This is a genomic window from Flavobacterium aquidurense, from assembly GCF_031458035.1.
GTDB lineage: Bacteria > Bacteroidota > Bacteroidia > Flavobacteriales > Flavobacteriaceae > Flavobacterium > Flavobacterium aquidurense_C.
In genome coordinates, this window is sequence record NZ_JAVDXR010000003.1 from 87,925 (window position 1) to 111,161 (window position 23,237).

General features: G+C 34.9%; 23 protein-coding genes. 8 read left to right on the forward strand and 15 right to left on the reverse strand.

The features are described from left to right. Positions 1-18: 18 nt before the first annotated feature. On the forward strand, positions 19-570 hold the full coding sequence (locus tag J2X17_RS05810) for a hypothetical protein (protein WP_310295566.1): 552 nt from the start codon (positions 19-21) through the stop codon (positions 568-570). A 120-nt stretch (positions 571-690) separates the two neighbouring features. Here J2X17_RS05810 and J2X17_RS05815 read toward each other — a convergent pair whose 3' ends face one another. The 5 genes from J2X17_RS05815 to J2X17_RS05835 form a co-directional block, all read right to left on the reverse strand. Then, positions 691-1,335, reverse strand: a complete 645-nt coding sequence (locus J2X17_RS05815; protein ID WP_310295569.1) for a DUF5661 family protein — start codon at positions 1,333-1,335, stop codon at positions 691-693. 99 nt (positions 1,336-1,434) lie between these two features. Next, a complete protein-coding gene (locus J2X17_RS05820; protein WP_026985414.1) occupies positions 1,435-1,596 on the reverse strand; it encodes a DUF1328 family protein in 162 nt (53 codons plus the stop codon). 108 nt (positions 1,597-1,704) lie between these two features. Next, positions 1,705-2,790 carry a DNA topoisomerase IB gene (locus J2X17_RS05825; protein ID WP_310295574.1) on the reverse strand — a complete coding sequence of 362 codons (1,086 nt, stop codon included), beginning with the start codon at positions 2,788-2,790 and terminating at the stop codon, positions 1,705-1,707. A 208-nt stretch (positions 2,791-2,998) separates the two neighbouring features. Beyond that, positions 2,999-3,418 (reverse strand): hypothetical protein, encoded by a 420-nt coding sequence (locus J2X17_RS05830; RefSeq protein WP_310295576.1) that lies wholly within the window; start codon positions 3,416-3,418, stop codon positions 2,999-3,001. 9 nt (positions 3,419-3,427) lie between these two features. After that, positions 3,428-3,718 (reverse strand): hypothetical protein, encoded by a 291-nt coding sequence (locus tag J2X17_RS05835; RefSeq protein WP_310295578.1) that lies wholly within the window; start codon positions 3,716-3,718, stop codon positions 3,428-3,430. A gap of 329 nt (positions 3,719-4,047) precedes the next feature. On the opposite strand from J2X17_RS05835, the gene J2X17_RS05840 reads away from it, so the two are divergent. Further along, the gene (locus J2X17_RS05840; RefSeq protein WP_310295579.1) at positions 4,048-4,635 is read left to right on the forward strand and encodes a DUF4142 domain-containing protein; all 588 of its coding nucleotides are present in this window, start codon (positions 4,048-4,050) and stop codon (positions 4,633-4,635) included. Between the two features lie 177 nt (positions 4,636-4,812). Here the strand turns inward: J2X17_RS05840 and J2X17_RS05845 are convergent, their stop codons facing one another. The 5 genes from J2X17_RS05845 to galA all read right to left on the reverse strand — a co-directional run bounded on the left by J2X17_RS05845 (position 4,813) and on the right by galA (position 11,047). Continuing rightward, on the reverse strand, positions 4,813-5,865 hold the full coding sequence (locus J2X17_RS05845; RefSeq protein ID WP_310295581.1) for an NAD(P)-dependent alcohol dehydrogenase: 1,053 nt from the start codon (positions 5,863-5,865) through the stop codon (positions 4,813-4,815). Positions 5,866-6,067: 202 nt separating this feature from the next. Beyond that, positions 6,068-6,472 carry a cupin domain-containing protein gene (locus J2X17_RS05850; protein WP_310295583.1) on the reverse strand — a complete coding sequence of 135 codons (405 nt, stop codon included), beginning with the start codon at positions 6,470-6,472 and terminating at the stop codon, positions 6,068-6,070. Between the two features lie 24 nt (positions 6,473-6,496). Next, on the reverse strand, positions 6,497-6,910 hold the full coding sequence (locus tag J2X17_RS05855) for a (R)-mandelonitrile lyase (protein WP_310295585.1): 414 nt from the start codon (positions 6,908-6,910) through the stop codon (positions 6,497-6,499). A 183-nt stretch (positions 6,911-7,093) separates the two neighbouring features. Beyond that, the gene (locus tag J2X17_RS05860) at positions 7,094-7,966 is read right to left on the reverse strand and encodes a helix-turn-helix domain-containing protein (protein WP_310295587.1); all 873 of its coding nucleotides are present in this window, start codon (positions 7,964-7,966) and stop codon (positions 7,094-7,096) included. A 258-nt stretch (positions 7,967-8,224) separates the two neighbouring features. Then, positions 8,225-11,047 carry a beta-galactosidase GalA gene (gene galA / locus J2X17_RS05865; protein WP_310295589.1) on the reverse strand — a complete coding sequence of 941 codons (2,823 nt, stop codon included), beginning with the start codon at positions 11,045-11,047 and terminating at the stop codon, positions 8,225-8,227. A gap of 223 nt (positions 11,048-11,270) precedes the next feature. Here galA and J2X17_RS05870 point away from each other — a divergent pair, with 223 nt between their 5' ends. From J2X17_RS05870 to J2X17_RS05885, 4 genes are all read left to right on the forward strand, one after another. After that, on the forward strand, positions 11,271-11,654 hold the full coding sequence (locus J2X17_RS05870; protein WP_310295591.1) for a hypothetical protein: 384 nt from the start codon (positions 11,271-11,273) through the stop codon (positions 11,652-11,654). A gap of 171 nt (positions 11,655-11,825) precedes the next feature. Then, positions 11,826-12,692 (forward strand): chromate resistance protein ChrB domain-containing protein, encoded by an 867-nt coding sequence (locus tag J2X17_RS05875; protein WP_310295593.1) that lies wholly within the window; start codon positions 11,826-11,828, stop codon positions 12,690-12,692. 56 nt (positions 12,693-12,748) lie between these two features. Next, the gene (locus J2X17_RS05880) at positions 12,749-13,252 is read left to right on the forward strand and encodes a hypothetical protein (protein ID WP_310295595.1); all 504 of its coding nucleotides are present in this window, start codon (positions 12,749-12,751) and stop codon (positions 13,250-13,252) included. 11 nt (positions 13,253-13,263) lie between these two features. Beyond that, a complete protein-coding gene (locus tag J2X17_RS05885; protein ID WP_310295596.1) occupies positions 13,264-14,424 on the forward strand; it encodes a chromate transporter in 1,161 nt (386 codons plus the stop codon). 108 nt (positions 14,425-14,532) lie between these two features. On the opposite strand, the gene J2X17_RS05890 is transcribed toward J2X17_RS05885, so the two are convergent. Then, on the reverse strand, positions 14,533-15,012 hold the full coding sequence (locus J2X17_RS05890) for a hypothetical protein (protein WP_310295597.1): 480 nt from the start codon (positions 15,010-15,012) through the stop codon (positions 14,533-14,535). Positions 15,013-15,029: 17 nt separating this feature from the next. After that, a complete protein-coding gene (locus J2X17_RS05895; protein WP_310295599.1) occupies positions 15,030-15,518 on the reverse strand; it encodes a TlpA family protein disulfide reductase in 489 nt (162 codons plus the stop codon). A gap of 259 nt (positions 15,519-15,777) precedes the next feature. On the opposite strand from J2X17_RS05895, the gene J2X17_RS05900 reads away from it, so the two are divergent. Both J2X17_RS05900 and J2X17_RS05905 read left to right on the forward strand, forming a co-directional pair. After that, on the forward strand, positions 15,778-16,080 hold the full coding sequence (locus J2X17_RS05900) for an ArsR/SmtB family transcription factor (protein ID WP_310295601.1): 303 nt from the start codon (positions 15,778-15,780) through the stop codon (positions 16,078-16,080). Positions 16,081-16,085: 5 nt separating this feature from the next. After that, positions 16,086-17,192, forward strand: a complete 1,107-nt coding sequence (locus J2X17_RS05905; RefSeq protein ID WP_310295603.1) for an NADH:flavin oxidoreductase — start codon at positions 16,086-16,088, stop codon at positions 17,190-17,192. 486 nt (positions 17,193-17,678) lie between these two features. On the opposite strand, the gene J2X17_RS05910 is transcribed toward J2X17_RS05905, so the two are convergent. The 3 genes from J2X17_RS05910 to J2X17_RS05920 all read right to left on the reverse strand — a co-directional run bounded on the left by J2X17_RS05910 (position 17,679) and on the right by J2X17_RS05920 (position 23,195). Next, on the reverse strand, positions 17,679-18,803 hold the full coding sequence (locus J2X17_RS05910; protein WP_310295605.1) for an acyltransferase family protein: 1,125 nt from the start codon (positions 18,801-18,803) through the stop codon (positions 17,679-17,681). Between the two features lie 256 nt (positions 18,804-19,059). Next, positions 19,060-21,276, reverse strand: a complete 2,217-nt coding sequence (locus J2X17_RS05915) for a glycoside hydrolase family 3 C-terminal domain-containing protein (RefSeq protein WP_310295606.1) — start codon at positions 21,274-21,276, stop codon at positions 19,060-19,062. 206 nt (positions 21,277-21,482) lie between these two features. After that, the gene (locus J2X17_RS05920) at positions 21,483-23,195 is read right to left on the reverse strand and encodes a DUF6377 domain-containing protein (RefSeq protein WP_310295607.1); all 1,713 of its coding nucleotides are present in this window, start codon (positions 23,193-23,195) and stop codon (positions 21,483-21,485) included. Between the last annotated feature and the right edge of the window lie 42 nt (positions 23,196-23,237).

Sequence of the window (23,237 nt, forward strand, 5' to 3'; positions counted from 1 at the left end):
CTTATAAAATTATACATCATGAATACTACAGCACAAAAAAACAGCATATTTAATGATAGCGATCTTAGAAATCAGCATCAAGGTCTTGCCGATAGAAAAGATGATCTTATGAATGAAGATTTATATGATATCGACGACATGAAAGAGTCTGATAATGACAATAGAGAGATTGCGGAACGCGGTTATACCATCAGAAATGGTTACGATCCAAATAAAGTCAACCCGGATGACAATCAAATTGTTGACGAAGACGATAGTGAGCTTGACGATTTAGATGATGATTTCCACTCAGAAAAAGACTTGAAACATAACAGCGATGATTTATATGATGACGCTGTAGATGCAGATCTTGAAGTTCCGAACGACGAACTTGATAATCCATCAGATGTTTTAGCAATCGAAGACGACTTTAATGAAGTTGACGATTTAGAAGATATTGATCCGGATGACGAGGAAGAAATTGATGAAGACGAAGACGAAGACGAAGACGAGGATGACTTTAATGAAGATGAAGTTGAAGAAGAAGATTCTGAAGAAGATTATCCTGCAACAGATCCCAGAAAATTTTAAAACTGATTGATTTTAGAATAAAAAAACCGTTAAGCAACTTAACGGTTTTTTTGTGTTTGATATTGATGTAAGTTACTACAAACAGGGCGATGAGCATTCAGTCGAAATTGACAAAAAAAATTAATCCCCAATTTTTTCTAAAGGCGGAATATCATCCATTTTTTCAAGACGTTGCGCTAGTCCGGCTCTTGCTTCTTGTAATTCAAGTTCGGCTTTGCCTAATTCTTTATACCATTCTTCTTTTCCTTGGGATGATGATTCAATTTTTCGCAGAATCTCATAAATTTCACCTTCCGCTTCCATCACTTTTAGTCTTTTATAGTAGGTTAGACTTTCGGTCATGTGTGCTAAGGCGATCATCGCAGTCAAAAATGGATGATTATTAGTTACATTCACATCTTTTATTTTTCCGTGTTCGAGTTCGACTTTCAAAGCAAAAGCAAATTCTTCCATATTGAATGACTCGTGTTTACTTGCAGGATTCAAATACGCTTTAATTGCTTCTACATTATTCATTGTCGAAAGATCAACATCTGTTTCTTTATTCATTAAATCATTATAAACCACATTGCCAATGGCTCTCGCCTCTTCTGTTGTCGGATCATTTTCAGGATTTTCGAAATCACGAACCGACCAGTCCCAATTTTCAGGATGAACAGGTTTTATATATTTTTCACAAAAATCTGTTACATCATTTTTCAAACTTACCATTTCATTGTCTCTTTTGATATAAACATCCTGATAAGCACCGCTTTGTGTTCCCATACTATTTATTTTATTTTTAAAGTATAAACGACACACTTACCTAAATAAATGTGTCGTTTTAAATTCGTTATTTAATTTACTGAGCTATAAAAACATAGACTAAATACTTCTACGTCCGCTAATAAGCGAAAGGATAAATAGTACTATGAATATAAAGAATAAGACTTTAGCTATTCCTGCTGCTCCGGCGGCTATACCACCAAAACCAAATATTCCGGCCACTATGGCTAGAATAATAAAAATGACTGTCCAACGTAACATAAGCTTGATTTTTTAGTTAATTATATATTGTTTGTTACTCAAATTTCATGCTTTTAAAAGAGATGCATTAACTCAAAACATTTTATTTATAATGCTATCAAATCTGATTTACAATAAATTGATTTGATAATTCTGAATTAATTCTGAAAAAGCAATTTCGCTTCGTGAAAAATACTGCTGATTGCTTCGGCTTTTCTTAACTCTGTCAAAATAGTGCTGAATCGAACCGTCTTCATACGTAGAAACCAATAAGGGATGCACATAATAATTCTTGCAAACATTTCTGGTATTTCCTAATGCTTCGGCGGTTATATCATAGGCGGATAAAATATTTTTCTTGATTTCTTTTTCGTCAGATGTAATTCCGAATTCCATTAAACTTTCAAAAAATATAATCGAGGCTGCCCATGTTCTGAAATCTTTGGCACTAAAATATTCGCCAGAAATAGTATGTAAATATTCGTTGACCATATGACTGTCTAAAACCTTTCTCTCACCGTTTTTATCATAATATTTAAAAACTTCCCAGCCCGGAATTTCTTCACAGCGGCTGACTAATTTTACCAATTGTTTATTTCTGGTTGTTATGGTATGCTGTTTTCCTTTTTTTCCGATGAATTCAAATCGGAGGGAATTTTTATTGATGTTGATGTGGCGTTTTCGCAAAGTTGAAAGTCCGTACGATTTATTGTCTTTCGCGTATTTTTCGTTTCCAATTCTAATATGAGTTTCTTCCATTAATCGAATAACCAATGCCACGACTTTTTCTCTTCCCCATTCTTTTCTTTCCAAATCCTTATCAACCTGTTTTCTAATTGCCGGTAATTTTGTACCGAATTCGGCTATTTTATAAAATTTAGTCTGATTTCTAATCAGATTCCATTTTGGATGATAGCGGTATTGTTTTCTGTTTTTATCATCTAAACCCACCGCCTGTAAATGTCCGTTTGGCAAATCTGAAATTTGAACATTTTGCCAGGCTGGCGGTAAAACCAAACTGCTAAAACGTTTCAATTCGCTTTTTTGTTTAATACAGCGTCCGTTCTTTTTATAAATAAAACCTTCTTCGCATTTACATCTTTCTATGGGCAGTTTCTGATTGTTTATGTAAACTAAATCTAATTTATCAATCACCAAATGAGGCGCTTTGATCAGCTGATTCATTAGTTTTTCGGTTTTGGCTGCTGCATTCATGGTTAATTAGGTTTATTGGCGTTTTATTCTTAGATAACAATTCAAATTTCTTAATAAACCTAATTTTTTATGTTATACAATTACTGGATATATTTTCATAATTAACTCTAAGTCTGGAGCATAAAAAAATCCCAGCTCTTTTTGGAGTTGGGATTTTAAATTTTTACAAGTAAATTATATTACTCTAAATGGCTTTTTATTTCGAACATTATTTCTTATAATTTTCAAAATCATCTGGCGAAATCACTAATTCTTTGCCATTTTGTAGTTTTAATATGGTTACCGTATAACCATCTGTTAAAGCTCCTGACTTTCTTCGCATCCTAATTTTTTGTTTTTTTAACCCAGTAATAATTCCAAATGGTATAAATTCTTTTTTTCCAGAAAGTAATACTGTTTTTTCAATTCCTTTGTCTGTAACATTTATTCTAAAGATTGAAAATAAGCCAATTGTCATATAAATTAGAAAGAAAAAAAACACTAAAGAAAAAATCAATACAGGATTTTTAATAATTGATGAACTATGCAAGATATACCTTATACACAAAAATAATCCGAGGATAAAAACAAAAAAACAAATGCCTATTCTAACCCAAAATAATTTTCTAAACTTTGAATTCACTTCCATTTTGAACCCTTATTTGTTTTCATTACTATCGTACTTTCCAATATCATCAATTGAATCAACTGGTAAAGGTTTTGGTTTTAGTAATTGAAATCCTTTTTTTCCGGTATAATAGACTAAAAACAATGCACCGACAAATACAATCATAGAACCAAAAAGATAGGCACCGCCTGCTGATGTCGATTTTGCAAGTTCATTACTGATTTGTGGTAATGATTTAATAAAACCCGCTATGGTTGCCAGGAATAATACAAAGGCAAAAATCAGTAAAGCAATGCCTGCGACTATTTTTAATATTTTCATAAAGTTGAATTAAAGTCCGCCCAAGATAGTAACTATAGTTGATATCAACCATATAACAACATTAATCATTTCGATTTAAATTAAGTTAAATTATGTTTTTCAAAGTTCACTCTATAAATTATAATTTCCTTACGGAAAACCGCAATTTGGTAAGATTTTAAAAAACAGTTTTTCTTCGGAATAACAAGAATAAAACACGTATTAGTACTCGCTGTTTAATTGTAAAAAACCAGCATCTTTAAATCCTGTAACATTATTTAAAAATGCTGTAATATACTCTGCAGTCATCTAAATAATTTTACATCATAACATTTAAAACTAAACAAATCATGAAAAAGTTACTATTAGCAGGAAAGGTTATTTTAGGTGCGGGACTAATTATTATATTTTTGAATTCTTGCAAAAATGAACCAAAACAAGAAGATCCAAAAGAAGTAGCAGAGGATGCTAATGAAGCAAAATTTGACTCTATAGACGATAAAAAAGATGATTCTGAATTCTTAGTTGATCAAGCCGAAATCAATTTGGCAGAAATCGAAATCGGAAAATTGGCACAAACAAAAAGTACCAATCCAGAAGTGAAAAAATTTGGTAAAATGCTTGTTGATGAGCATACTAAAGCAGCTTCTGAAGTAAGTGCTTTAGCGAAAGCAAAAAACTTTACATTACCAACTTCTCTTACTGAAGACGGACAAGAAGAATACAATAAACTAAACGAAAAATCAGGACTTGATTTTGATAAAAAATTCGCAGATTTAATGATCGACGGTCACGAAAAAGCCATCGATAAATTAAAAAAAGCTGCTGATGACGCGAAGGATGAAGACGTTAGACTTTGGGCTTCTAATAATATTGCCGGATTGACCGCGCATTTAGAACACGCCAAATTACTAAAGCATAATCTGGACAAAAAATAAATAAATTTAATTGGTTATTATTTATTTTAAAAACCCCTCAAGAGTTGAATTGCTTGAGGGGTTTCTTTTTGAGGTACAAAGTTGCAAAGGTGCAAAGGTTCAGAGGTTTTATTCTTTTGTAAACTCTTTTTAAAGTTCAAAAAACCTTTGTCCCTTTGAACCTCTGAGCCTGTGGACCTATTTCAAAGACTCCATATCAATCACAAAACGATACTTGATATCTCCTTTTAGTAATCTTTCGTAGGCGTCATTTACTTCGTTTACGCCAATTACTTCAATATCTGCAGTGATATTATGTTCTGCGCAAAAATCAAGCATTTCCTGAGTTTCTGCAATTCCACCGATGGCAGATCCTGCAAAACTTCTTCTTCCTAAAATCAAACTGAAAGACGTTACCGGAAGCGGATCCATTGGAGCGCCAACCAACACAAGATTTCCGTCTACTTTAAGTAAATTTAAATACGAATCAATGCTGTGTTCTGCCGATACGCAATCTAAAATAAAATGCAGACTTCTGGCATGTTTTGCCATTTGATTCGGATCTGTAGATAAAACAACTTCATCGGCACCTAAACGTTTTGCATCTTCGGTTTTAGATAATGAAGTAGTAAAAACAACTACATGAGCGCCCATTGCTTTTGCCAATTTGATTCCCATATGTCCTAAACCTCCAATGCCGACAATACCAACTCTTTGACCAGGTCCCACTTTCCAATGTCTTAACGGAGAATATGTTGTAATACCAGCACAAAGTAAAGGTGCTACTCCGGCAAGGTCTAATTTGTCCGAAATATGCAGCACATAATTCTCATCTACAACAATACTTTGAGAATAACCTCCAAAAGTATGTCCGCCTAAATGCTTATCCGGCGAATTGAAAGTCAAGATACTTCCGTCATCGCAGAATTGCTCTAAATCGCTTTTGCAATGTTCACATTCGCGACAAGAATCAACCATACAGCCTACTCCTGCCAACTCGCCTACTTTAAAATTCTTAACATGATCGCCCACTTTGACCACGCGCCCAACAATTTCATGTCCCGGAACGATAGGATACATTGTTCCGTGCCATTCATTTCTGGCCGAATGCAAATCGGAGTGACAGATTCCACAATACAAAATCTCAATTTCGACATCGTGCGCCTGAACGGCTCTACGTTTGATGTCTAGCGGTTTTAACGGCGCTTCGGCAGCTTCTGTACCAAATGCTTTTACGTTTTTTGTTTCCATAATATTTTATCGTTTTTTTTAGTTTTGTTTTTGTTTCAGGTTTTCCTTGTTTCAGGTTTCAAGTTTGCCAGGATCGGTATAACAAGATTGTAGTCATGTAAGTTCAGAATTATCTAATTATCTAATTATCTAATTATCTAATTATCTAATTATCTAATTATCTAATTATCTTATTATCTTATTGACAAATTATCTAATTCCTTTAACTCCCAAAACTGTGATATTCCTCATCCGTAACACTGTCAAGCCATACGCCATGACCCTTGTCAATCTCAGTAATAATAGCTACATAGGAAAATTTTCTAAAAGGCGTTGCGCCATACCAATGTTCAATTCCAGGTAAAATTGTAATCACTTCGTCTTTATGAATCAGACGAACTGCGCTTCCTTTTTCCTGATAATAACCTACGCCTTCTTTTGCAATAAGCAACTGAAGGCTTGCGTTAATGTGCCAATTGCTTCTTGCATAAGGCTCAAAAACAACTTCTTTAATAACAGTATTTTCGGGATGAATATTACTGGTTTGTTTTTTATAAGAAACGTCGCCTGTCATATATGTACTAGGGACTTTTCCTTCTTCGATAACTGTTGCATAATTTGTCGACATAATTACTTATTTTTTGAGTTTGGTTTATTTAAAGCTATTGTATTGCTCATCGGTTACAGGTTCAAGCCAATCAACTATACCTTTGTTTGTATTGGTACTGATGGCAATATGAGTGAATTCGCTGTTGGGAGAAGCTCCGTGCCAATGTTTAAGGTCAGGCGGAATATTAACAACATCTCCAACTTGAAGCAGCTGAATTGGTTTTCCAATTTCCTGATAATAACCAGTTCCATGAGTTACAATTAAAATTTGTCCGCCGGGATGTGTGTGCCAATTATTTCTAGCGCCGGGTTCGAAAATCACATTACCAACCGCAGTATTAAGAACCGGATCATTCGGAACGAGCATTTTAACCCACGCTTTTCCAGTAAAGTAATCGGTTGAAGCCAAATCACCTTTCGGAAAAATTTTGTTGAATTGATTTTCTGAAGTTTCCATAATTATTTGTTTTAGATCGGCTTTAAAACTAAATCAGGAAGCTAGAATGCGCTTTTAGAAGTGATATTTAGTTTGTAAAAAACCAATAAATGATTAATACTAATTATTTTCAGTGCAAATTTACTTTGTAAAAACGAACACAGATAACGATAATCAAACAAAAAATTAAGAAAATGAAACAATTTACATTCTTAACGATTTCGGAATTGTTCCGGTGAGTCTTTTAAAGTAATTATTAAAATAGCTTGGATATTCAAATCCGAGCGAATATCCAATATCGGCAATACTCCAATCTGTATGTTGCAATAACGCTTTGGCTTCGCTGATAATTCTCTCTGTTATATGTGCTGTGGTAGATTTTCCTGTAACTTCTTTTACAGAACGATTGAGGTGATTGACGTGTACGGCAAGGGTTTGCGCGTAATCTTGCGGGGTTTTCAAGGCGAGAGGCTGATCTTTTGTTTCTACCGGAAATTGTCTTTCCAGAAGTTCCAAAAACAAAGAGGTAATTCTCGATGAAGCATTTTTATGTTTAAAGAAATTTTCTGAAGGCTGCATTTTCATCGATTCATGCAAAATCAGGTTGATGTAATTGCGCATCAAATCATCTTTAAACACATAATCTGTTTCCTGCTCTTCAATCATTTTTTTGAAAAGCGAATCTATAAATACTTTTTGTTCAGGTGATAACGAAAAAATTGGGGTTCCGCCTATTTTAAATAAAGGAGATTCATGAAGACTTTCAGAACGGTCATTTACTTTCAGAAAATCTTCGGTAAAAACACAGGCATAACCTTCATAAGAAGGCGAAATAATATCCCATGAATATGGAATATGTGGATTTCCAAAAAACAAAATGGTTCCGTCGACTTCAATACCGCGATCTGCGTAGTGTATGAGACTTTGGCTTGTATTGATGCAAATCTTGTAAAAATCCCTGCGATTATACGTCGGAATTTTACTTACGTCACCATTTACTTCGTAAACTTTAAAGCCTTTTAACTTTAAATCGTTTATACCAAGTTCTGAAGCCTGAAAATCTAATTGCTCTTTCATTTTGCAAAGTTATGAAATTCAAACAGAAAATATTTGTTTCAGGTTTTTTTGTTTCAAGTTTCAGGTTTCACTTTTTTTACCACAAAGAACAGTAAGTTATTGTTTATTGAGTGTATTTAGAAAACACAAAGTTCACAAAGCTTTGAGTTAATCCAGCTTTGCGAACTTTGTGTTTTTTAAACCTTCAAAATATAAAAATCTTTGTGTCCTTTGTGGTTAAATTTTTCTTATTCCAACCTGCAAACCTGAAAACCAAAACTATTTTACAACTAGTGTTCCCGTGCGTAATCCTTTCGCTGAAGCGGATAAAACAATTTCTTTTACACCTTCTTCCTTTTGGATAATGATTTGAGCATAGCCATTAAAAAGCTGTCTCTTCCATGATTCTGCTGGGGTAACAAACTGAATAACACCTGGATTAGTATTCATTACGTCCCAGTCTTTTTCTTTTTGCAATGGTGTTGCAATAATGTGAATTGTGTTTTTTCCCTGCTTCAAAATAGTTGAATTCAGAACGTATTTTAAAGGATCTTCGGTACTTGGAGTAACTTTATTTCCATTGATAAAAACCACAGCATCAATACCTATTTTTTTATAAAAGAAATTAACCGAATTGCTTGCATTATTACTTTTCAAATCAAATTCGCCACGATAAACGTACGACGGTGCCTGATTTTTATAATCTCTGTCTTTAAAAGCTTCTTTCCACTCTGTGTCAGAAAACATTGGCAATTCCTGAGGCAAATTGGCTGTAATTAACTTTTGTTCTTCAAATTTATTGATAGCAACAAGATCAATTACGTCAATAAATTTGTCATTTTCCAATGAAGTCGGATTTCCGTTTCCAACTCCAAGGATTTTTCCCCCTTTAATGGTGAACATTATTTCGTTGTCAGCGGTTGGGATGTGCAAACCGTTTTTATCCATTACTTCAGCTGTTACCACCACTACATTTGCATTCGAAGGATTTTCTTTGTCAAGTGAAAGTTTTACTGATTCGGGTTTTCCGGTTGTTTTTTGAACCTCGGTCAGCATCTTTTTTCCGTTTTTATAGCCAATCGCTTCCAAAGTGCCTGGTTCGTATTTTACTTTCCATTCCAAATGACCGTTTTGCGCCATTTTCTTTTTTCCGAGACTCTTTTTATTCAGAAATAGTTCGACTTCATCGCAATTCGAATACGCCCAAACATCAATTTCCTTATCTTCCATCCCACTCCAGTTCCAATGCGGCAATAGATGTAAAACGGGCTCAGTTCCCCACCACGATTTTAAATAAAATACATTGTCTTTCGGGAAACCGCAAACATCCATCATTCCAAAATAAGACGTCACCGATGGCCAGCCGTACGGTGTTGGTTCTCCGCGATAATCAAAACCTGTCCAGAAAAATACTCCCGCCAAATACGGTCTATCAGCATAAAATTTCCAGCCTTCTTCGATACTATAAAAAGTCGGACGCGGTTTTTTGTCGTAAGCACTTTGATAATGTTTGACATCATCTGTAAAATAAACACCTCGCGTTGCAAAAGTTGAACCTTCCTCCGTTCCCATTCCGGGCTGTTGTTTGAACTGATTTCTATGCGCGTCGATATCACCGTTTCCTAAATAATTATACCCCATAATTTCGACAACGGACGAGATTCCGCTTCTAAAACCACTGCTAATTCCCACCGTTACAGGTCTTGTAGCGTCAATGCTTTTTGTAAAGTCCTGCATGACATTGGTAACACGTTCACCCACAATATTGCCTTCAATATTCCATTCTTCATTTCCAACCGACCAGCAAAAAATACTCGGATGATTGCGATCGCGTTCGATCATTTGTTTTAAATCATTCAAATGATAATTGTTAATTCCCATCAATCGGGTTTCATCAATGACTAACATTCCCAACTCATCACAAGCTTTCAATAATTCTGGAGTTGGCGGATGGTGTGAGCAACGATACGCATTCGAGCCCATTTCCTTCAATTTTCTGATTCTATAATACTGCAATTCATCCGGCAAAGCGGTTCCGATTCCCGCGTGATCCTGATGATTATTGGTTCCTTTGAGTTTTACTGATTTTCCATTCAGAAAAAAGCCTTTCTCAGCATCAAACTTAATAGTTCTGATTCCGAAAGCAGTTTCATAACTATCTATTACTTTTCCTTCCTGCTTAATTTGAGTCACTAAACGATATAAATTAGGTGATTCAATATCCCATAATAATGGATTTTTCACATTTAATTTTAAAGTATGAACAGCAGTCTTATAAAATTCCGGCGCTGTTGTGTTTTCGGAAATAGTCGCGACTTGTTTTCCGCTGGTATCAATAATAGTCTGAATAATTTCAACTGAACCTTTATAATTTCCTTTGTTTTCGATAGTAATTTCGGCTTTTATTTCAGCATTATTATCTTTAATTTCAGATGTTACATAAGTTCCGTTTTCGGCAACATGAATCGGACTTGTTTTCTGCAAATAAACGTGTCTATAAATTCCGGCACCTTCGTAAAACCAACCTTCTTCCATTGACGCATCAACACGAACGACAATCGTATTTTCTCCACCATAATTCACATAAGCCGAAACATCATATTCAAAACCATTATAACCGCTTTCTTCTGTTCCAAGGAAATAGCCGTTGAAAAATACTTTAGAATTTCTAAAAACTCCATCAAATTTTAAGGAAATAATTCGGCCTTTATCACTTTCAGGAATGTTGATTTTTTTTCGATACCAGCCAATACTTTTTTCAGGAAAACCTTTTCCGGCAGTTTTAAATCCGTGACTATAACTTGCTTTTTCGCTAAACGATTGTTCAACAGCCCAATCATGCGGGAGATCTAATTTTCTCCAGGCGCGGTCATCAAAACCTGCGGCCGCCGGACCATCTCCAAAACCAGTTTTTGTTAAATACGAAAAATACCCTTCAGCATGACCAAAATCTTTTTGAGTATCATAAAGATGTCCGAATGAAAATCGCCATTCTTTATCAATTAAAGTCAAATCTCTTTCTGATTTATTTTGTGCCGAAGTACAAATTGATGTCAGAAGAATAAAATAAAACAGAATCTTTTTCGGAAAAATAGTTTTCATATCTAAAGCGGTTAACAAAAATTGTTTGCAAATAGCGATAAAATTATTGCTTTTAAACCGATTAAAATAATAGTATTTTATCAAAATCTGATCTTTATCTAAGACAATAATACCTGAAAATTAGACGTTAAAAATTTAGAATCATTCTATCAGTGGTTCTTAGCCAATTCTTATTGTTTTGGTGTAATTTTATCTTAAAATGAACAATAAACTAAATATAATTATGAGTGTTATTAAAGATGAAAATACGCTTCTTAACACCCTCAAGCGTATAGATAATGAAATGGACAAGTTAAATGATCAAAAAATAATTGCCTTTTTTGATCATCTTGGATTAACAGAAAGACCCGATATACCAAAAGATTTCCTGAAATGGGAAACCATATTGGTTGTCGTGCCAAACCGACATGTATCTCACGAACTAAAATCATATAAATATTCTATTTCAAGACTTTCTTTTGTTACGAATCCGTATGCGCAAAATGTGCATATTTATGATTTTAAAGAATGGAATGCAATCACACGTAATAAAACGCAATTTCAGGTTAGGGAATTATTAAAAACAAGCTTTGGAGGTGTTAGAAACATCATTGAGGGAATGAATTAATATAATTATCGGAACTAATACCAAACTCAAAAAAAGCCACAGATTCCACAGATTTCTTTAATAGTTGGAGCGATTGTGGTAATCTGTGGAATCTGTGAAATCTGTGGCCAAAAAAAATATAAGGCTTTTTGCAGACTGTCATGTAAATTAATTTAAAAAAACGACCCATAAATGAAGTGGATTACACGGGAAAGACCAAAAATTGACAGAATTGCATGCCCATGGCTGATCAGGAAATTTGTCGATCCCGAAGCCGAATTTATTTATGTTCCTTTTAATGAAGTTCTGGCTAAAGCCGAGGAATTAAAAGCGATCCCGTTTGATATTCCGAATGTAGAATATACACATTATAATGAGGAATGTACTTTTGACTTCATCGTAAAAAAGCACAAAATTACTGATCCTGCTATTTTAATTCTTGCAAAAATCGTTCGTGGCGCCGATACCGACCAGCATGAACTTGCAAAAGAATCGGCCGGACTTTGGGCTATTTCTGCGGGACTTTCGCATAATATCACCAATGATGTAGAACTTTTGGCAAGTGGAATGATAATTTATGATGCGCTATACAGTTGGGCTACCCATTTGTACAAACAAAATCATTTGCAAAACAGTCCTTTTGAAAGCTTGCTTCATGAAGTTTACAACAAGTTTTTATCCGATAAAAAATCAAATAAAAAAACGCCTGCCTGGGTAACGGATTTAAAAGAAATGATTCAGGATCAGATTGATACTCAGTTTGCTTTCGATCTGAAGAAAATTTCAAATGATTTGGAAATCAATCCTTCCTATTTATCGCGAGAATTTTCAAAATATTTTGAAGATCTTAATTTTGGTGACTATGTTCGGAAATTACGAATCGAAAAAGCGATTAATCTTATTCAGACTTCCACCTATACCCTTACCGAAATTGCATACATGACGGGTTTTTCAGACCAAAGTCATTTTACCAGAATCTTCAAATCGCATACCGGGAAAAATCCTTCATCATATCGAAAAAATGCAATAAAAAGTAAACCAGATACAAAAGGTAAATAGCGTTCTATTTATTTCTACCAAGTCTATATAGTTTTGTATGACTAACAAAAACTATTATGATTCCTTTTAGACACATTATTTTAACTACTGTATTTTTTACCAGCATTGCAGCATTTTCACAAACGACAACTTATCCTAAAATAACAGGGTATTTTGGTATTCTTCACCCAATTGTAACGGTAAGCAATGAGCAAACCAATTTGAACTTCAGAGATTATTATGCAATTGGCTTTCCTACCGGAATTAACATCTGGAAAAGCGCCAAAATAGGTTTTTCTTTCGAAATCGTTCCCAATATAAAAGCAGAAGACGGACACGATAAAGTCACCAATTTATTATTTCATCCCGGCGTTTTAGTCGCCTTAGGAAAAGGCTACACTTTTGCCGGAAGAGCCGCTTTTGAAAGCAGCGGGCGTTATGGCTTTACTCCTGTTCTTAATAAAACCATCATAAAAAGTGAGAACTGCAGTTATTTTGTTGCGGTGCCGCTTCCCGTCAGATTTGGCAATGATCATCCTGCAACATTTACGGTAGGATTTCAATTTGGAATCGCTTTTTAAAACTTTCTGCTATGGCAACTCCAAAATATTCATTAAAAGACATAACACTCTATTTTTTAAAATTAGGCACTATTGGTTTTGGCGGTCCCGTTGCACTTGTCGGTTATATGCATAAAGATCTGGTCGAAAATCGAAATTGGATAACCGAAGAAGAGTACAGACAAGGTCTCGCTTTAGCCCAATTAGCTCCTGGACCATTGGCAGCTCAACTCGGAATTTATTTTGGTTTCGTCCATTACCGAATTTTAGGGGCAACATTAGCAGGCTTTGCCTTTGTATTACCCTCTTTTATAATGGTTGTCATTTTAGGAATCATCTATAAATTGTATGGCGGTTTATCTTGGATTCAGGCTGTCTTTTATGGCGTGGGTGCTGCCGTTATTGGCATTATTGTCATAAGTTCTTATAAACTTACAGTAAAATCTATTGGTAAATTCAATTTGCAATCTTTCACAGCAAATTGGTTATTATGGTTATTTTTCATTCTTACCCTGAGCATCACTTTTGTAACACAGCAAGAGCCGGTTTTACTATTTATTGCCATTGGATTTTTGTATATGTTTATAAAAGCCCCGCCTAAATGGTGGAATGCAAAAGCCGTTAATTCAATATTGCTTTTACAAATTCCGTTTTGGAGTTACGAAAGTACAACCCTGACAAAAATTGCTATTTTCTTTGCCGAAGCCGGAACTTTTGTATTTGGCAGCGGACTTGCAATTGTACCTTTTTTACATTCAGGAGTTGTAATAGAAAATCAATGGCTAACCGAACAGCAATTTCTGGATTCTGTTGCTGTAGCTATGATTACACCCGGGCCTGTTGTCATTACCGTGGGTTTTATTGGTTATTTGGTGAGTGGCTTTTTAGGTGCTCTTGTTGCTGCTCTGGCTACTTTTTTGCCTTGCTATTTATTTACAATTGCACTCGCACCATCTTTTCACAAAATCGCCGAAAACAAATCGGTTAAAGCATTTGTTGACGGTATTACAGCTGCTGTAATTGGCGCTTTAGTGGGTTCCGTTTTTGTAATTGCTTCCCGAACAATCATAGACCTTCCGACGGTATTTATAGCTATCGCCACCATTTTTGCTTTAATCTATTTAAAAAAAATTCAGGAGCCCTATATTATACTTATTGGTGCCGTTTTAGGGATAATTATAAAACTGATTTAATTTATAAGAAGCTATTCCTGCTATCCGCTTGTATCTTTTCCTGGCTAAAGAAGCCAGAAAAAGGATACCGCTTCTATCAGGGCTAGGGTACTCGTTTTCAAAAGAAGATTATTCAACAATCTCAAAAATTTCAATAAACTTTTTCTCTATATTTTTTCTTTTATGATTGGTATGCCACCTTGAATAAAAAATCATAAATACAATAAATACATTAACCACTATAAATACTCCCATCGGTGCATTCTCAGAAAAAATCAATAATAAATTCATTACAATTCCACCAAAAATAGGAACCGATTTTATCCATGCCAAAAAAAACTTTGGACTCGGTTCAATATTATAATTGATAATAAGTCTTCTATTTGTGATTTTGTATTTTCCTTTGATGATGAAAAATGTGGGCGACATAGTGGAATTCATTGTCAAACGAAAACTTTTGTCATCAAAAAGTCCATAAAAAAGTTTTGAAGTGCCATCAAAAATGCTAAAAAAAGCACCAAATGGACTCAATCTTAGTTTTGGTGAACCTATTTGAGTGTTATTATTTAATCTGGTTCTAAATTCAGATAAACTGAGTTTTGACTCCATAAAAATTATTTTGTTTTTTATTGAACCAGCAAACTCTTCAGCATATCCTCCAGAGCACTTCCATGAATATTTTTAGCAAGGATAACTCCATTTTTATCTATCAAAAAATTTAAAGGAACAGATTGAAGCATATAATCGCCTACCACAGGAGAATTCCAATATTTCAAATCACTTACCTGCGTCCATGGTAATTTTTGCTTTGCGATTGCGGCTAACCAAAGTGTTTTTTTCGTATCCATCGAAACACTATAAATTGAGAATTTCCCAGTATAAGTGCTATATAATTTTAGCAATCCCGGCTGTTCTTTAATGCAAGGGCCGCACCACGAAGCCCAAAAATCAACTAACACTAAATCTCCTCTTAAAGAAGAAAGTGCAACATTATTTCCTTTTGTATCCGGAAGATCGATTTCGGGAGCAATGTCTCCCACTTCTACTCCAACAACTTGGGCATTTGAGTTTAAAGCACAGCAAAAGAATGCTACAATGAGTAAAGTTTTTTTCATAATGGTTAAGATTTAGTGGCTTTTGTAATCTCTCGCAAAGTCGCAGAGTCGCAAAGTTTAACTTTTTAAGTTTTATATTATTCCTTTGCGTCTTCGCGACTTTGCGAGATTATAAGATAAGCAAATATAAATACTTCTGTCTATGTTTTCATATTCAATTGCAATTTTTCAAAATGAAACACCATCCTCCCCATCATAAAATTATCCTAAATATTTTTCTTCAAATTGATATATCGGGAAAAGTCGATATATTTGCACCATGGAACATATAGAAATTTTTAAGGCCTTGTCTAACAAATCCAGACTGCAAATGCTGGAATGGTTAAAAGAACCCGAAATCAATTTCCCGGAACAACTTCAGCACGCAGGATTTGAACACGGAGTTTGTGTTGGGCAAATTCAAGCCAAGGCAGGCTTAACACAATCGACAGTTTCGGAATACCTGTCGATTTTACAACGTGCCGGTTTTATAGAATCCAAACGCGTTGGACAATGGACATACTACAAACGCAATGAAGGTGCCTTTGAAGCACTCAGTAAATTAATTCAAACTAATTTGTAATTACTATGAGTACAAACAACCTGTTTTCGCCATTTAACGTAAAATCGTTAAATCTTAAAAACCGAATCGTAATGGCGCCCATGACGCGCTCATTCTCTCCAAACGGAATTCCGACTAACGAAGTAGCATCTTACTATCAAAAAAGAGCTGAAGGTGAAGTTGGTCTAATATTATCTGAAGGAACTGTAATCGACAGACCTTCATCATCAAACGATGCTAATGTTCCTCATTTTTATGGAGATACAGCACTAAAAGGTTGGAAAAATGTTATCGATGAAGTTCACGCTGCCGGCGGTCAAATGGGACCACAAATCTGGCATATGGGAATTATGGATAATCATCATTCAGGATGGGTACCACCAGTTCCTTTTGAGGGTCCGTCCGGATTAAACCGACCTGATTTTAATAACGGAAATACAATGTCTGAAAAAGATATTGAAGCTACGATTCTTGCTTTTGGAAAGGCTGCCGCCGATGCTAAAAGGTTAGGCTTTGATACTATCGAAATTCACGGAGCGCACGGTTATTTAATCGACCAGTTCTTTAGAGCTGAAACTAATTTACGTACTGATATTTATGGCGGAAAAACATTGCCGGAACGTAATCGTTTTGCCATTGAAGTCGTAAAAGAAGTTCGAAAACAAGTGGGTAATGATTTTGCTGTCATCATGCGTTTTTCTCAATTTAAACCTTCAGATTACAATTATAAACTGGCAAAAAATCCGCAAGAACTAGAAGCCTGGCTTTCCCCGCTAGTTGATGCCGGAGTTGATATTTTACATTGTTCACAACGTCGTTTCTGGGAACCTGAATTCGAAGATTCTGATTTGAATTTCGCCGGTTGGGCTAAAAAAGTAACCGGAGCACCAACAATTACTGTAGGTTCTGTGGGACTTTCCGGAGATTTCTTCGGGGCTTTTGCTGGAGAAAGTTCAGAACCTACTTCTTTGGAAGAATTAAACAGACGTTTCGACAGAGGTGATTTTGATTTGGTTGCCGTTGGAAGACCTCTTCTTTCTGATCCAAATTGGGTTGCCAAAATCAAAGCAGGAAAAACAGATCAATTGAAAGGTTTCAGTAAAGAAGCTTTGGGACAATTGATTTTGGAATAAATTTTTTCAAGGTTCAGAGGTACAGAGGTTCATAGGTGCAAAGGTTTTTCGGCCTTTGAACCTTTAAATCTATGAACCTTTGATCCTGTTTTATATTGTAGAGGCGCACAGCAGTGCGTCTCTTTTTTTTGCCACAGATTTGAATGATTAAAAATGATTTTGTATTGCTTTTAAAATATTGTGTTAGACGCACTGCTGTGCGCCTCTACGGAAAATCTTTGCGTAAAAATACAAAGGGGATGAAAAAATTAAATTCATTTTTTTTCATTGTATTAGCCTCTGAACCTTTGCGCCTCTGAACCTCTGTACCTTTGAACCTTTTTCTAAAAAATAAAGGGATGAAAACATTTAAGTTTCATCCCCTTTTTGAATATCTATAACTAACAAAATTTAGAAATTCAATATCTTTAAAAAGGTGCAAAGTTGCAGAGGTGCAAAGGGACAAAGGTTTTTACTTTGAGTTAACCTTTGAACCTATGTTCCTTTCTAAGCAATTTTTCGTTTTTCAAATTTATTTTGCAACCAATTTCTAACAGGCTCGTCGTATAATTTCAAACATAAATAGGCAATGGTAATACTCGATATTAAAACTCCGATTCCAATTACATATCCATCTCTTAGTTCCACTTTATTATCGACAACCCAAGCAGTATACCAATAAATTAGCGGGTAATGTGTAATATAAATTGGATAGGATATATCTCCCAGAAGTTTACAAACTTTAGTCGAAAAAGCACTTTTAATCTCTCCTCCTGCACCAATGGCAACAATAAGAGGGAATACTAAAATGATACAGATTGATTCGTATAAACCGTTCATCCATAAAGTGTTTTCATCGCCAATTCTCGGCATAATAAGAACTGCTGCAATCATTAAACTACAAACCCAGAAAGCACCTTTGATGTGGATTAATTTTCCTAAACGAGACAATAAAACTCCCGCAAAAAACGGATATAACAAACGGGTAAAACCAATATTCATTTGTTCCAGGTTCAACGACCATCCGCCGATAACGTCACCTTTTGGTCCGAAAACAGTATAGTTAATTAGCATTGCTGCGAATATCAAAACAAAAATCCCCATTACTTTATTCGAGAATTTACGGAAGATTACAGCATATAGAATATTGGCAATATATTCGAAGAAAAGCGACCACGCAGGTCCGTCAAGCGGATGCATTTCGCCCCATCCCCTGATTTCCATTGAGGGTGGAATTGGCAATAATGTAAATCCGATCACCATCGTTAAAATCACTTTCCATACTTCCATTCCGGCAATCATTGGAAACAAAATATCCGAAGCCTGAAAATAGTAGAATATGGCGCCAATAATCATTCCCATAATCACCATGGGCTGCAAGCGTATTAAACGTCGTTTGTAAAATTCCCATTGCGTCATTTTTTCCCAGCGATCATCATACGCATAAGCGACAACAAATCCGGATAAAAGGAAAAAGAAATCGACCGCTAAATAGCCGTGATTGATAATTTGCTTAAAACGATTTCCGCCGGCAAAAGCTTCAAAAATGTGAAAAGCAACCACTAAAATGGCAGCGACTCCCCGCAATCCGTCTAAAATTTCGTAATGTTTCTTTGGTTTAATGTCAATCATGTTTTTTGGTTGATAGTTGATGGTTGATAGTTGATAGTTAATGGTTAATGGTTGATAGTTGATAGTTAATGGTTGATTGTTAATTGTTAATTGTTAGTTGTTAGTTGTGAAATGTAAAATGTAAAAACTTGAAACCTGAAACGCTAACATATTTCATCTAACATTTTACAACTAACATTTTACTTCTTTAAAAAGCAAAGCCGCAATTTTTTACATTGCAGCTTTACAACCAACCAATTTAGAAAATTAATGAAAACTATTTAAGTGAAAAACTCACTTTAGATTTTATATCTGTTGAAGAAGCCCCAATTAACGCTTCAAAAGCTCCCGGTTCAGCAACCCAGTCGTGTTTTTTGTCATCAAAAAAGCTCAATGCCGTTTTATCTACTGTAAACGTTACTGTTTTTTCTTCTCCCGCTTTAAGCGAAATTTTATCGAAACCTTTCAATTCTTTTACCGGACGTGGCAATGAAGATTTTAAATCACTGATATAAAGCTGAACAACTTCTGAACCTTCCCTGTTTCCTGTATTTTTTACTTTTACTGAAAATGTAATTTGGTCTCCAGCCGACATTTGTTTCTTATCTGCAGTCGCTTTTCCGTATTCGAAAGTCGTATAACTCAAACCATGTCCAAAAGCAAATAATGGTTTTATTTTTTGTTTGTCAGCCCAACGATAACCTACAAAAATTCCTTCTTTGTACGTTACTTCATCGCCACCCGGGAATTCTCCTAAGGCGTGCGCTCCATTATCCGTTAATTTTACCGGGAAAGTAAATGTCAATTTCCCTGATGGATTAACATCTCCAACTAAAACTGCTGCCAGTGCATTTCCGGCTTCTGTGCCTAAAAACCAACCTTGTACAATTCCAGGAACTTCTTTTACCCATGGCATGGCTACAGCATTTCCTGAGATATTTACAAAAACTATATTTTTATTTACTTTAACCAATTCAGAAATTAATTTATCCTGACCATAAGAAAGTTCTAATCCTTTACGATCGTGTCCCTCATCATCCTGATTTGGACTTTTGTTCAAACCTCCTATAAAAAGAACAATATCAGCATCTTTTGCTACTTTTAAAGCTTCAGCAGTCAATTCAGCCGGAGAACGTTTTTCTTCTAAACTTACTTTTGCCACAACTCCGTTATAATTACTTGTCGGATCTCCAACATAACCGCGGGCGTACACGATTTCGGCCTGATTGCCAATTCTTTTCTTCAATCCTTCAAGCGGTGTGATTTCGTATCTTGCTTTTAATGAAGAACTTCCTCCACCAACGGTCATCATTTTAATGGCATTTTCTCCAATAACAGCAATCTTCTTGGTTTTAGAAAGATTGATTGGCAAAATGTTATTGTTGTTTTGAAGCAATACGATTCCTTCTTCAGCAATTTTCAAACCTGCATCAGCGTGCTCTTTTGTTCCGAAAGATCCAAAAGGTCTGTTTTTATCCATTGTGGTTAAGAAAGATAAACGTAAAACGCGACGAACTTTTTCATCTAATTCCTTTGTTCCAATTTCTCCTTTAGCAATCATCGTTGAATATGGTTTTGCCAAATAATAGTTGTCATAAGCATTGCTTGTTCCCCATGAAAGTCCGTTGGTCCAGGAGCCAAATTCCATATCCAAACCATTAAGAATTGCTTGTTTCGTATCGTGAACACCACCCCAATCTGAGATTACAACACCTTTAAAACCCCATTCTCCTCGAAGAATATCGTTTAGCAAGAACTCGTTATGACAACATTGCTGTCCTTTGTACTTGTTGTAAGATCCCATAATTGCCCACGCATCACCTTCCTGAACTGCTGCTTTAAAAGCCGGAAGGTAAATTTCGTACAATGCACGATCATCAACAATTACGTTTACAGTATTACGATTCGTTTCCTGATTGTTTAAAGCAAAATGTTTTACACAGGCAGCAACTCCATTTGACTGAACTCCTTTAATATAAGGAACAACGATTTTTGAAGTCAGAAAAGGATCTTCTCCCATATATTCAAAATTACGACCGTTTAATGGCGTTCTATAGATATTAACTCCGGGGCCTAACAATACATTTTTGTTACGATAACGCGCTTCTTCCCCAATTGATTTTCCGTATAAAGAAGCCATTTCTTTGTTCCATGTCGCTGCAAGTGCCGTTAAAGCCGGAAAAGCAATACAAGAATCGTTTGTCCATCCTGCCTGATCCCATTCGTCCCATTTTACTTCGGTACGAATTCCGTGTGGTCCGTCAGTCATCCAGTTTTCAGGAATTCCCAAACGTTTTACTCCTGGCGAACTAAATTTAGACTGCGCATGAATTATGGCAATTTTCTCGTCGGTGGTCATCCGCGAAAGCGCATCTTCTACACGTTCATTAATGGGCTTTTTATCATCAAGATAAACCGGGAATTTGTTTTGGGCATTGATTCCAAACGAACTCAATACAAGTAAAACCAGAAGTGTTTTTACGTTTTTAAACATAACTATTAATTGTTAAAGCATTAATTTACAAGCCAAAATACTTTTAGTCAAAAGTATCTTATAATAATATTGTAAAGCTAAAACGTTATAGTTCGTGTTAGAATTTTAAACCAAAAAAAGTAGTGAATTAAAAAATTAAAATATTGATTATCATGTATTTAATAAATTAAATACATCAAAAAAAGTAGTGCTTTTAAAATAAATCGCTATACTTTCAATGAAATTAAACCGATTTTCATGACCATTTCTTCAAAATCATTTCGCGAAACTGCCGCTTTATTTCGAGCTCTTGTACGATAGTTATAAATGGTGCTCAAGGAGTAACGAAGAAAAGCTGCAATTTTTACACTGTCGGTAATTCCAAGTCGGATCAATGCAAAAATGCGAAGTTCCGTATTAAGCAATTCCCCTTGTTTTAAAACTATCTGTTCGTCTTTGATGAGTAAATCATTAAAATCTTTTACAAAGGTTGGATATAAATTCAGAAAGATAATGTCAAAATTCTTATATAATTCTTCGAGTTCGTTATCAACTAAAGTGGTTGATTTCAGCATTTTATAAATTTCATCAAATTGCTTTGCTGTCGCTTTTTTATTTAAGATAATGCGATAGTTTTCTAATTTATTGATATAAGTTGAGCAAAGATTGAAGAAATGAGCAATATATTCTTCTTTAATATGATTGGATTCAGATAATTGAGCGTTTCGTTCCTGCAGCTGGTTGTTGGTTTCGGTAATGTCTTTATTTAATTCGGCTAATTTTTGACTGGTTTCATAAAGTTCTCCACGAATTCTCGACACTTTTTTCATTTGTTTGTAAACGTAAATAATCGCCACCAACAAAAACGCCGATAACAGACTAATGCACAACAAATACAATTGAAGTTCGGTTTTTCGTTTTGCTTCTTTCTCTAAATAAACGGTGTTGATGATCGAATAAACCTGTGACATTAAAAGGGTTCGGAACTGAACATTGCAATAAAGCGCATCTTCAATCGCCGATTGTGTCAATTTATACGCCATATCTACATCACCCATTTCATAAAAAGCCTGTGCCAATTCCTGAAGTGAAGCATTGTCTTTATTGGCGTTTCGTAAATCGGCTGTGGCGGAAAGTGCGTAGTATCTTTTTCGCAGTTCCATTTGATGCGTTTTCTCGTAAATGCTCCCCAAAAGATAGGTAACCATGGCGTATTGCGGATTATCTTCTTTAATGCTTTCAAGTAAAATTTTTAGCTGTTTTTCGGCTGTACCGGTTTTACGATATATTCCCTGCTGAATCTTATTGATTTTATAGTTTAAAGTACTCGGATCTAAAACCATCAATAAAGAATCGCGGTATTTTTGAATCTGTTTTAAATATTCAATACTGTAACTATTGGCGGCATAATGCTCAAAAAACTCCCGATACGCAGTATAATAATTTGGAAGAAGTGTTTTTGACAATGTATTCTTGTCAATGCTTTTTACAAGCGCTTCAGATTCGCGGTATTTTCCCGAAGAAGAATAAAGCGTAACCAATTGAATTTTGGCAAGATCTGATAAATCTTTATTTTTAAGTTCTTCGGCAATTTTGAGGTTCTTTTTTACGTAAAGAATAGCCGAATCTGAGTTAAACTTTAGATATTCGGTATATAAATTTTTATTGTAATTGTACTCCTGCTCTTTCGTTAAATTGTCCGATTTAATTTTTTTGAAGTTCAAAATACGTTCTTCTTTCAGCTCAACATAACGCTGTTTGTTTTTTAAAGCATCGTTCAGCTTGTCCAAAATAGTATCTGTGCTATCTGACGCATGAACAGGGTTACTTAAAAGAACCAATAAAAAAAACAGCCAATAATTTTTCAAATTAAATAAAGATAAGGATTCCCACAAATATAATAAAGTGATGCAATTAATTGGAATTATTTCTAAGGACATACTTTTGAATTTTTAACTTTCATGACAAAAAAATCAATTTCA